An 11,209-nucleotide genomic window follows, 5' to 3' on the forward strand; every position below is an offset into this window, starting at 1 on the left:
TGAGTTCACTCTCTCTTCGCGAGCTGAACACGCTGATCAGCAATGCCAAGGGGAGGTAGAAGGCCCTCAAAGAACGTCTGCCATCCGAAAAGGTCAGACAGCAATTGACAGCTTTAGCCAAGAAAGCCGGGTACACCATCGAAGAGCTTTTCGGCACGGAAGTGGCGAACGCGGGGTACCCAAAAAATCTCGACCGCGTAAGGGGCCAAAGGTCCAGCCGAAGTATCGTGATCCCGAGAGCCCTTGGAACACGTGGGCCGGTCGCGGAAGAATGCCGCTTTGGCTGGCGTCCAAGATTCGCTTGAGCATGTACAGGTTTTTGTGTAAACAGAACTTGGAATCGCCTCCGTTTGAAGGTGGCCGCCGATTGGGAGCATATACGCACTTGGCTGCAGTGCGTCATGCGATCCGAAGCGGGGATTACTTCCGTTGGGATCTTAAACGTAACCAGAGATTGCTAGGGCGTGCCCCAAATCATCTTTGGAGGCTACGTGTGGCTTGCCTTGCCGCGGTCAATCAAGATCTCCAGACCCCTTCTTCGCCCATGCATCCAGGAAAACCCGCACGGCTTCGAGGTCTTCTACGGGCTGCCGCTGCTCTTGGGCGATACGCTCCAGCGCAGTTCGAAATTGATCCGGGTCAAACAGATCGAAGTCGCTGCGAATACTGGCACGTACATTTCGGCGAGACACGCGATCACCGAGACCACCCAGCCCCGTCGTCCAAGACTCGCCAGTCAACGCGCGTGCCAACAGCACCAGGATATCGTCACGTTGCATTCGGTCGGCAAGCCATGTTGAATCGCCCAGGCTTTTGTAGGCACTCTTCAGCCGTTTAGTGCGTACTGTCGTTCAAACTCTATCGGGCACCCGTTTGCACAAAATCTAGGGCAGGCCCCACTCCGTGGCTGAGCCACGGCTTCTCGAGTAGATCTCGTCAGGCCGAATGCAGCCGTAAGATGTTGAATATATTGAAGTAATAGTTTTTCTGTAGTGGTATGGCTGGCTCTTGCTTGCCCTCCCCCTTGAAACGCGTGACGAGCGTCACAAAATCTCATATCAGCTGAACGGTAGAGGCCGGCTGCTGTCCGTCTCGTCTGGCGCGACGGGTCAGTAGCAATCTGAGCTTGATGGATTAACTTCAAAGGGGACTTCGCTATGGCTACAAAGCACCAAGTGATTTTTTACCCGGTGGGCAACGGGGACACGACCCAGATCATTCTGGACAACGGGAAACGCGTTCTCTTCGATTTTCGACACAAGGAATGCGCCGAAGAAGAGTCGACCCCCGAGATCAATCTGAAAGCGACTCTGAAGAAGGACCTTGAGGAGGCCGACAGGGACAGCTTTGATGTCGTCGCATTCACCCACGCTGATAACGACCACATCCAGGGAAGTACCGATTTCTTTTGGCTGGAGCACGCCAAGCGATACCACGGCGAGGGTCGAATCAAAATCGACGAACTCTGGGTGCCCGCCGCGATGTTGCTGGAGGAAGCTACTCAAGATCAGCAGTCCGAAGAGTTCGTTCTTCTCCGACAAGAGGCGCGACATCGTCTTCTCGAAGGCAAGGGAATTCTTGTGTTCTCCAAGCCACAGGCCCTCGCCGATTGGCTTGAGCCAAAGCTGAAGGATCGTGGAGAGGCCTTGTCTGCGCGGGACCACCTGTTCGTTGACGCAGGTACGGTGGTTCCTGGCTTCACCTTGGCGCAGGACAACGTTGAGTTCTTCTGCCATTCGCCGTTCATTGAACACTGCGACGATGGAGACATCATTCGCAATTCTGCGGCGTTGGTGTTCAACGTTAGGTTGCAGGCCGACGGGCTCACGTACGACTACCTGGAAGTGGGTGATGCCGAGTACTGCGATCTTGAGAAGATCGTGGACATTACCAAGTACCACAAGAACGATGATCGGCTTGCCTGGGATCTGTTCAATATCCCGCACCACTGCAGCTACCGTGCGCTCAGCGACGAGAAGGGCGACGAAGAGACAACGCCCTGTAAGAAGGTCACTGAGCTGCTGATGATGGGCAAGCCGGACTCATACATCGTTAGCTGCAGTTTGCCTGTCCCGGATACTAAGGAGGCCTACGAACGGATTCAGCCGCCCCACATTCAGGCTAGGAAGACATACGAGAAGTATCTGAAGAAGGTCGACGGCCGATCCTTCTTGGTCACAATGGAAGAGCCGAACGGCTACAAGCCTCAGCCAATTGTCTTCAACGTCGCCGCTGCAGGGGTCACCTGGGAGAAGTCCATGGCCTCACTCGGCTCGGCCGCCATCGTAGCCTCTAGCCCTTCCCGGGCAGGCGCATGAGTTCGGACTACTTCCAGCTCGACTTGATTGGGCTTGAAGATCGCTTGCAGGCCTCATCGCGTACACACGCGATGATCGCCGCCATCAACTCGAACCGCGACTTTGAGCTCATTGATGTGATGCGGGGTCGAAAGGATGAGGAAGTAAACGTCGTATACCTCATGGTTGATGTCGAGTGCCATGGTGTCCCCAAGCACAACAAGTATGGGCTCCGCTTCAGGGAGAGGATGCTCATTGTGGTTCCGAAGGATGGCAGCATTGGAGCGGCCGTCTGGGCGATGCGAAAGGACTTCCCAAGGCTGGCGCATCAGAACAGCGTCTCAGCACTTGGGCCCGCGCAGCTGTGCTTGTACTACGAGCCGATGAACGTGGTCGCGCGGACATGGACCGCTCCTTCGTTCCTGGCGCGAATCTTGTGGTGGTTGGAGAAGAACGCCAAGGGGGAGCTGCATCTTGCAGATCAGCCCCTGGATACCCTCTTCTTCGAGTCCAAGCACGAACTGGTCATTCCGTGGGATATCGCCGATCTCACTTCTGAAGGAAAACCTCTTCATGTAAGCGGAGTTCGGCGCGCGGACAATGGCACAACCATGCGCATCGCCAACCACCTGGATGCTGATCAAGGCGTGCTGGCGAAATTGGTCAAGATTGATCTTGAGCCTGTTGAAAGCGGCGAGGTTGAATGGGATCCGCACTCGCTGGGCGAACTGAATGACCTCATGAATCGGAGAGGGGTGAATCTCTTGGGTCCTCTGCGTCTAGCAATGCAACAGGGTTTTCCCGAGCAAGGGCTGACCCTGAAAGACGAGCCGGCAAGTCTGCTTGTGCTGCTCTCTATTCCGTTGAGGAGGGCGTCGACGGGCCATGTCGAGGGCGTTAGCTATCGTGCCTTCTTCCTTCATGGTGGCGTACTAAAGGTGGGGGTGCAGCTGGGCGCACTCTTTGACCTGGAGGGGCGCTTCTACACCTCAGCGGGGCTCCTTGACGGTGAAAAAGCGGCCGGATGGGAGACCATCGGCCTCGATCCTGTCACCGTTCTGTGGGAGAACAGCGCAGAACGGGCGCGCTCACAGTCCGGCCATTCCGATTCTGGGCCGAAAGGCACGGTGGTGGGCGCCGGCTCTCTCGGAAGTGCCCTGATCGAGCTTTGGATCAGATCTGGGTGGGGTACGTGGACGGTGATCGACAAGGATCACATCCGCCCCCACAATCTGGCTCGTCACTCGGCGCTCAATTTTCAGATTGGGCAACCCAAGGTTCTAGCGGTATCGAGGCTTGTAGAGGCCATAACTCGTGGCGCCATCGCGTTGACTGGCTTAGAGGCCGATGTCATGTCGAACCTAAATCCTGAGGTGGGGCGTGCCCTGGATGCTTCCGAATTGGTGGTGGACGCAACTGCGGACCTCGGATACCCCAGAGCGAGTTCCGCCAACGAAGGTAGGGCAAGGCACGTAAGTGTCTTTGTGACCCCTAATGGCAGGTCAGGCGTCATGATGCTGGAGGACACCGCTAAGACAAGGTGCCTGCGTACGATCGAGGCACAGTACTACCGTTCAATCATTCGCTCTGAATGGGGCAGAAAGCACCTTGACGGTCACCGTGGCCTCTTCTGGAGCGGTGCATCGTGTCGCGATCTGTCGATGGTCCTGCCGTACTCGAGCGTAATGATCCATGCGTGTCAGTTCGCCGAGAGCATTCCTGCACACATTAGGTCAGATGCAGCAGCAGCAGTCATCTGGCAGCGAGAACCTGATGGTGGAACTGATGCCATCTCCCTAGAGCTATTCGAACGACGCGTACACAAGACAGTGGAGGGCCTGGACGTCTATATGGACGAGGGTCTTCATGATTATCTTCGTGAGCTTCGCCATCAGTCGCTGCCCAATGAAACTGGAGGCATCCTCCTCGGCTATCACGACTTCACCCAGAATTTGTTGGTAATCGTAGACGCATTGCCGGCGCCCAAAGACAGCAAGGGCTCGCCGACATCATTTGAGCGCGGAACCGACGGGCTTCCAGACTTTGTTGCCGAGGCTCGAGAGAGGACCGCGGGTATTGTGGGGTACGTAGGAGAGTGGCATAGCCACCCAGATGGGTATCCTGCCGCACCAAGTCGAGATGATCTAGTCCAGCTCGCACAGTTGGCAGTTGGTATGAACGAAGAGGGGCTGCCAGTGATTCAGGTGATCGTAGGAGGCCATGAGATAGGTGTTGTCCAAGCCGAGGTACGGCCGTGACGACTCGTCCAATTGATCTGGTGCTCTCCGGCGGCGGGATTCGAGCTATGGTCTTCCACCTGGGTGTCATGAAGGCACTGGCCGAAGCGGGGCGCCTGGAGAATGTGCTGCGAATATCGAGCGTCTCAGGGGGCAGTCTGATCACCGGGCTGGTCGTCCACAGATCCGGGATGCAGTGGCCGAGCTCGGAAAGATTCCTGACCGAGGTCTACCCGACAATCCGTGGTGAGCTAACCTCTCGTAGCCTCCAGTGGGACGCACTTCGCGAGCTATGCAGGCCAACGAATCTCCGGTTCCTGCTAAGTCGATCCAACTTGCTTGCTTCAGCAATTCGTAGACGCTGGGCCATAAGCCAAAGGCTCGCCGATCTACCCGAGTCGCCGGACTGGTCGATCAACGGCACAAATGCAGAGAACGGACGGCGTTTCAGATTCAAGCGCGCTGACCTTGGAGACTATCTCACGGGGTACGCACCTTCCGGAAACTTCCCACTCGCCAGCGCGATGGCAGTTTCAGCCGCGTTCCCTGGAGGGCTTGGGCCGCTACGCCTAAGGGTTGACAGATTCAAGTGGCGGCGGCGCGCGAGGTGGGATGCTTCCAAGGAAGACGCCGTGGATGTGCAGCCAGACTCGAGAGCGCTCCACCTCTACGATGGTGGAGTCTATGACAACCTTGGTCTTGAGCCGTTCTTTGACGCCGGACGGGGAGTCGCCAAGATCGCGAACGGTCACTTCATACTGGTCTCTGATGCAGGTAGGCCGTTGGACGTGGGATTCAGCAAGTACTCGCTGAATCCGTTCCGAATCAAACGTGTTGCCGACATCATGTCCGACCAGTCCCATGCGTTGAGAGTGCGAACCTTCCATCACTACCTGAGTAGTGACGCGACAAGAGGGGGCATGATCTACATCGGTGATGCTGCTGGCGACAATGACGTCGATCGAAGAGCGGCAAGCTTTGTTGCCGCCTTTCCAACGAGTCTGCTGAAGCTATCAGCGAGTGACTTTGACCGCATTGCCAATCACGGCAGAGCACTCACCAAGCTTCCGCCTCCCCTTGTGCAGAGTGACCTACGCGAACCAACGCAGATCGCAACCCTGATGGTCGACTAGCAGGCTGAGTGCACTTATGAAGATGGTGGCTGCTAGATGTCGTCGACAGTTCTTTGTAGTCTGCAGAGTTCGGCGACTGTGGCGTGGCCGCGACGGCAAAAGTAGAGCGAAATTGGATCGATGCGACTGCTCTGAGGACAGAGCATGGCAGGACAGTGATTCCAGACCTCCACATCCGTAAAGTTGGCGACGTGATCGGGCACAAGGCTCTTCTCCAGCGACTTGACCAGACGCTGATGAACCGCCAAGCGCTGCGTTGGATGATTTCCGGCTGCTGACGACCAAGGAAAGGCATCTTCCCAACAGATCCGCATCTTTCCGGCGCGCGCCAGGTCCCTGGGAAGGGACTGTCCTAGATTTTGTGTAAACGGGTCACCGGCAGGAAACTGTCATCTGACCTGGAGACACCATGAGTTCACGCGTACATGAAGTACCCAACGAGTTGCTGAGCAGCTTGTTAGCTAACTACAAGAGACCTGAGGGCCTGATCGGCGAGAACGGCTTGCTAAAGCAGTTGACCAAGCTGCTGGTTGAGAAGGCGCTCGATGCAGGGATGACCGAGCACTTGGGGCATGAGAAGCACGAGCCGGTGGCCAACGGTGCTGGCAACACCCGCAACGGCCGCAGTCGCAAAAAGCTCAAGGGTTTGTTTGGCGAGCTGCCTATCGAGGTGCCACGTGATCGCCAAGGCACCTTCGAGCCCAAGCTAATTCCGAAGCACCAGACCCGTTGGAGTGGGTTCGGCGACAAGATCCTGTCACTGTACGCACGTGGGATGACCGTGCGCGAGATCCAGGCACACCTGGAGGAGATGTACGGGGCCGAGGTGTCGCCGAGCATAATCTGATCGGTCACAGACGCAGTGGTGGATGAAGTCAAGGCGTGGCAGGCGAGCGAGCTCGATCAGGTCTATCCGATCGTGTACTTGGACTGCATCCACGCCAAAGTTCGAGACGGTGCAGTTCGAGTCAAGGCGGTCTACCTGGCCATCGGCATAACGATGAGCGGTGAGAAGGAAGTTCTGGGCCTGTGGGTGGCCCAAACCGAGGGTGAGGCGTGTGCAGATTTTTGTGTGAACGGTATTTTGAGTCTCCCTCGTTTTTGTAGACGGCCTGCAATCCGGAGCACGTCCGCTCTTGGCCGGTAGCCGCCGGTCGGCATGTGTTTGGCTTGGGTGTTGGGGTGCATCGAGGTGCCGTCTTTGATTGGAATTCATTTCAGACCCTTAGTACTACGTTGAAGCAGGATCCCCCTGCTTTGCGTGTGCGCCGCGCATCGGCGTATCGCTTCGAGTACTAGGGATGAAAGATAAATCCGAGTTCCTCTACTGCGTCTTCATCGTGGCTGCGGCCATCTTGTCGGCCGTAGCACGTTGTTCGTTCACCCGCCCCGACCAGTTCGGGCGCGATTCCTACGACTAAATCAACAAACCAAATGGACTCGCAAGGCCCGGCATTGTCCGGGCCTTGTGCGTTATGCCGTCCATGAAAGGAGACCGAGATGCATCACGTTGAAACCATGGCCTATGCAGGCCAAGTCCCATGGCATGGCATCGGAAGCCAGTTGGCCCCCAATCAGCCCGTCGAAGTATGGCGCGAGCGCGCCGGAATGAACTGGTCCTTGGAGGAAGCCGAAGTGCGATTCGCCGCCGAGGCTGAAGATCAGTATCCCGTTCGGGCGTTCCCAGGGCAGAAGGTGCTTTATCGCTCTGACACCAAACGACCGCTGGCCGTGGTGTCCAAGCGCTATCAAGTAGTCCAGCCGCGGGAGATCCTGGAGTTCTACCGCGACCTGACGCGCTACAGCGGTTTCGAGCTGGAAACGGCAGGCGTGCTTCGGGGAGGGCGGAAGTTCTGGGCATTGGCCCGTACTGGACAGGGCGTGGCTCTGAAGGGCCAAGATCAGGTCAACGGCTACCTTCTTCTGGCTACGGCCTGTGACGGAACGCTGGCTACCACCGCCCAGTTCACCTCAGTTCGCGTGGTGTGTAACAACACCCTGCAGATCGCTGTTGGGGATCGAACCGGAGCCATCAAGGTTCCGCACCGCAGTGCCTTCGATGCTGACAGGGTCAAAAGCCAGTTGGGTATTGCTGTTGAGGGCTGGCATGGCTTCGTGGAGCGGATGCGGATCCTCTGTGAGACACCTGTGAACCCTGATTCGGTTGATGGGGTGCTGCGGAATCTGCTCACGTATCCGGCTGCTCAGAAAGGGAAGGCGGTCGTGAATGAGCAGGCAGTAGCCAAGGTGCGGGCGCTGTATGACGGGCAGGGTAGGGGGGCTAGCTTGAAGACCAGCAGGGGCACGGCGTTTGGCTTGCTCAACAGCATTACCGAATTCGTGGACCACCATCGCCGGTCGCAGAGTACGGAGAACCGCTTGGATGCAGCCTGGTTCGGCCAAGGGGCTTTGCTGAAGCAGAAGGCTTGGAAGGAACTGCTAGGGGAAGCCGCATGAACGCCTCACTGCAGAAGCCGCGCCTGGCAGAGCGACCTGGCGGCTTGAACGAACGTGACAGCTCCGTCCTCTCCCAAGCATTGGAAATTCTTGAGAGCAGAGCAATGGTCAGTGGCCTTCTATTGGGAGATCCCGATGTTGCCGGCAGGTTCTTCCGCCTGCGTCTTGGGAATGAGATCCGCGAGCACTTCGAGGTGGCGTTCCTCGATGCCCGCAACCGCCTGATCGCCGTAGAACGATTGTTCTCAGGCTCCATAAATGGTGCTGAGATCCATCCGCGGATTGTCGTCCAACGTGCCTTGGCCCTGAACGCGGCAGCGGTCCTACTGGCTCACAACCACCCGAGCGGGCATTGCGAGCCGTCAGAAGCGGATCGAGCCATCACCAGGCGATTGAAGGAAGTACTGGCGATGGTGGAGGTGAGGGTCGTCGACCATCTTGTGGTGTCGGCGAGCCAAGGCACCTCGATGGCTCAGCTCGGGCAGATCTAAGGCCCGGATACCTAGGAGAACAGCATGAAGGAAACGGAGACGTCCTGGTCATCGACCAGGGCGGCAATAGCTCGTGCCAAAGCGGCCGATCTAGACCGACAGGCCCAGGAAATAGAGAGGGCCGCGTCCTCAGGGAGCTGGCGTCAGCGGGCGAAGGTTCGAGAGGCAGCTAGCAGGCTTCGTATGAAAGCGGGCGAGCATTTGGTTAAAGCGCGACGATTGGAGTTCGGCGATGAAACATAGGCGTGCCGAATCAACAGTGCCAGCGCCTATCCTTCGCTACCTTGCATCCGAGAGTGAGATGGGCCTTAGTCGCTGCTGCTCTTAAGGGCGTTCAACGACTTGGCTTGTTCTGCCTTCGGGAGGTTCATCACCTCCTGAAGCTTTTCCAAAAGCTCAGGGTTGCTCACTAGTGCTGGAATCAGATCCGCTAGGGTATTGAGCTGACTCTCGTCAGCTTGCGAGAGTGCCAGGATCGCGTCAGCCATTCGCGCGCTTTCAGCGAGCAGGTAAGACGCAGGCACCTCTAGCACTTCGGCCATTGTTTCAAGGCTTTCGAAGCCGATCGCAGTGACTTGATGCTCGTAGCGATTAATACGCACCGCGCCTCGTTCCTTCCCCATGCCCATCCTGTCGCCCAAGGAGCGCTGACTGAAACCACGCATCTGACGGGCTTGGATAAGCCTGGCAGCAAAAAAGGCGTGGATTTTTGACTTGGGCACCGAGAGGAACAGATCTGAGGCGGTTATCGAGCATGACGGAAGCTCCGTTCCTGTGGCAGACTTTAACTGACAGTTATAGGTCTATCTTCATTGAGGATCAATGCCGAGAAGCCCTACGGACATGGAGCAGGGGGATGAGCGAGGAGAACCACTACGAAGTCCTCGGGGTACGCCCCGAGGCACCACTCTGGGAAATAGAGCTTGCCTACAAGGGCCGGCGGAGCCAGTACCACCCTGATCGGTACGCCGCGGGTGACGAGGCTGCCGTGGCATGGGCAACGGCCAAGATGCAGGTGCTCAACAAGGCCTACGCCGTCCTCAAGGACCCGGACCAACGCGAGCGCTTTGACCGTACCCGGGCGTCGGCGGGGTCAGCTGATCCAGGCCCCCGGACGGAACGAGCCAAGGCTCCTGACCCTCCCCCTCTCCGCTCGCTCCGGCAGGCCCTGGAGGGGCTGGAGTTCAGTAATGAGCCCTTTGAACGGGTGTTTGTCGCTCCCCACATCCCCAGGAAGAAGCTCCTGGGCGCTCTGGACAGCTACGGAGAGAGGCTGCAGGCCCAAGACGTTGTCGTGCTCATCGACGACACCGTCTTCGGCGGTGCCAGGGAGGGCGTACTGATCACCGAAACCCAGATTCGGTGCAAGGCCAAGTTCGAGCAGGCCGAGATCCGGTTACTGGGTTGTCTCACCGAGATTACCGCCCAGGGGGCGCACATCCGGATCCATGGCGAGCCCTTCATCACATTGAGTGTTCCCAACGCCGATGACCTGCGACGGCTGTTCAGCGCCGTCAGCCACTACTTGCAAGAAACCAACTGATCTCAACCAACAGGGTAATGACATGAAGTACCTGATAGGCCTGTACGGCGTGACCGTGCTGATCGCGGCCATATGTTTCGATATCTGGGGGCGCTATGCCTACAAGGGGTTCTTCTACAACCTCGGGCAGGGCCTTGTCTGGCCCGTAGTGGTCTTCCCGTCATTCGGAAAGCTGATCGGCGGTGTGGTCTGGATCGTGGTGATCTTCGCCCTGCTTGTCCTGGTGAAGAGGCGATAACCATGACTCTTCGGAAACGAGCACTTCTCCCAATGGTGATCGTTGTGCTGGCACTCAGTGCCTGCAGCAGCGAGCTGGACAAGTTGCGTGGCCAATTCGTGGATAACTGTGTGGCCGGTGGAGCTCCAAAATCCAGCTGTAAATGTGCCTTTGACAAGTTGCAGGAGCATTACGGGGAACAGGGGTTGCTGGCTATCGAGAAGCAGAGCACCCCGCCACCTGATCTTTCCGACCGTCTCTTTGTAGCAGCGGGTCAGTGTCGAAGCCGCTGACGCATCCTGGCGCCATGCTCAAGAAATAGCGTGCCGACAAGATCGCTGGTTAACCCTGGCGGCCGAACGTTGGCCGTTCAACCATATTTACAAGGAATTCCATGAAAAGTATCAACTACGTTGCAGCCCTGCTGGCTGCGCTTCTTCTTGGTGGTTGCAGCAAACCAGTTCTGGACTGGCGCAACGCAGAGCTGAGTAACGGCAAGATCTACGAATCCGGCTCCAATGAACCCTTTGATGGACGGGTTACCGGTGTGCCGCACAAGCAGCTCGAACCGCTCCTGGGCTCTCTGAGGACCATCCTTCAGAATCTGAACACCAATCAGACCACCAGCATGACCGCACTGCTGGGCAACTTGGACTATGTCTGCGATGTGGAGGTGGAAGAAGGGTTGGTAGGTGGCCAGTACACCTGCCGCTATCCGCAGTCGGGTTCACCCCCGTTTTCACGGACACTTACGAGAAGGCCGATCAAGGCCATGAGGAGTGTTCATGTCGAAGCGAAGGAAGTTCAGCACCGAGTTCAAGCGCGGTGCGGTTG

10 protein-coding genes and 2 pseudogenes are annotated in these 11,209 nt (G+C 57.5%); 10 read left to right on the forward strand and 2 right to left on the reverse strand.

The genetic code is table 11. The annotated features are described in order from the left end of the window. Positions 1-103 precede the first annotated feature (103 nt). Positions 104-259 (forward strand): annotated as a pseudogene (locus ACVOL0_RS03985) (hypothetical protein); the annotation flags it as partial. Positions 260-512: 253 nt separating this feature from the next. Here the strand turns inward: ACVOL0_RS03985 and ACVOL0_RS03990 are convergent. After that, positions 513-779, reverse strand: a complete 267-nt coding sequence (locus tag ACVOL0_RS03990; RefSeq protein WP_481548007.1) for a hypothetical protein — start codon at positions 777-779, stop codon at positions 513-515. Positions 780-1,157: 378 nt separating this feature from the next. Here ACVOL0_RS03990 and ACVOL0_RS03995 point away from each other — a divergent pair, with 378 nt between their 5' ends. The 6 genes and pseudogenes from ACVOL0_RS03995 to ACVOL0_RS04020 all read left to right on the forward strand — a co-directional run bounded on the left by ACVOL0_RS03995 (position 1,158) and on the right by ACVOL0_RS04020 (position 8,615). Then, positions 1,158-2,318, forward strand: coding sequence for a ComEC/Rec2 family competence protein (locus ACVOL0_RS03995; RefSeq protein ID WP_481548008.1), 1,161 nt, complete (start codon positions 1,158-1,160; stop codon positions 2,316-2,318). Then, positions 2,315-4,555, forward strand: coding sequence for a Mov34/MPN/PAD-1 family protein (locus tag ACVOL0_RS04000; RefSeq protein ID WP_481548009.1), 2,241 nt, complete (start codon positions 2,315-2,317; stop codon positions 4,553-4,555). The genes ACVOL0_RS03995 and ACVOL0_RS04000 overlap by 4 nt, the downstream gene beginning before the upstream one ends. Continuing rightward, on the forward strand, positions 4,552-5,667 hold the full coding sequence (locus ACVOL0_RS04005; RefSeq protein ID WP_481548010.1) for a patatin-like phospholipase family protein: 1,116 nt from the start codon (positions 4,552-4,554) through the stop codon (positions 5,665-5,667). The genes ACVOL0_RS04000 and ACVOL0_RS04005 overlap by 4 nt, the downstream gene beginning before the upstream one ends. A 409-nt stretch (positions 5,668-6,076) precedes the next feature. Continuing rightward, positions 6,077-6,718: pseudogene (locus ACVOL0_RS04010) on the forward strand (IS256 family transposase); the annotation flags it as partial. Positions 6,719-7,167: 449 nt separating this feature from the next. Continuing rightward, positions 7,168-8,124 carry a DUF932 domain-containing protein gene (locus tag ACVOL0_RS04015; RefSeq protein WP_481548011.1) on the forward strand — a complete coding sequence of 319 codons (957 nt, stop codon included), beginning with the start codon at positions 7,168-7,170 and terminating at the stop codon, positions 8,122-8,124. Beyond that, entirely contained in the window at positions 8,121-8,615 is a 495-nt protein-coding gene (locus ACVOL0_RS04020; RefSeq protein ID WP_481548012.1) for a JAB domain-containing protein, read from the forward strand. Before ACVOL0_RS04015 ends, ACVOL0_RS04020 begins: the two co-directional genes overlap by 4 nt. Positions 8,616-8,923: 308 nt before the next feature. Here the strand turns inward: ACVOL0_RS04020 and ACVOL0_RS04025 are convergent, their stop codons facing one another. After that, entirely contained in the window at positions 8,924-9,337 is a 414-nt protein-coding gene (locus tag ACVOL0_RS04025; RefSeq protein WP_481548013.1) for a helix-turn-helix domain-containing protein, read from the reverse strand. Between the two features lie 134 nt (positions 9,338-9,471). Here ACVOL0_RS04025 and ACVOL0_RS04030 point away from each other — a divergent pair, with 134 nt between their 5' ends. From ACVOL0_RS04030 to ACVOL0_RS04040, 3 genes are all read left to right on the forward strand, one after another. Continuing rightward, positions 9,472-10,158 carry a J domain-containing protein gene (locus ACVOL0_RS04030; protein ID WP_481548014.1) on the forward strand — a complete coding sequence of 229 codons (687 nt, stop codon included), beginning with the start codon at positions 9,472-9,474 and terminating at the stop codon, positions 10,156-10,158. Positions 10,159-10,180: 22 nt separating this feature from the next. Next, positions 10,181-10,396, forward strand: coding sequence for a hypothetical protein (locus ACVOL0_RS04035; RefSeq protein WP_062168854.1), 216 nt, complete (start codon positions 10,181-10,183; stop codon positions 10,394-10,396). Between the two features lie 373 nt (positions 10,397-10,769). Continuing rightward, positions 10,770-11,209: hypothetical protein (locus tag ACVOL0_RS04040; RefSeq protein WP_481548015.1), on the forward strand; the 440-nt coding region annotated here is incomplete at its 3' end.

The organism is Stenotrophomonas sp. STEN021, assembly GCF_056760175.1.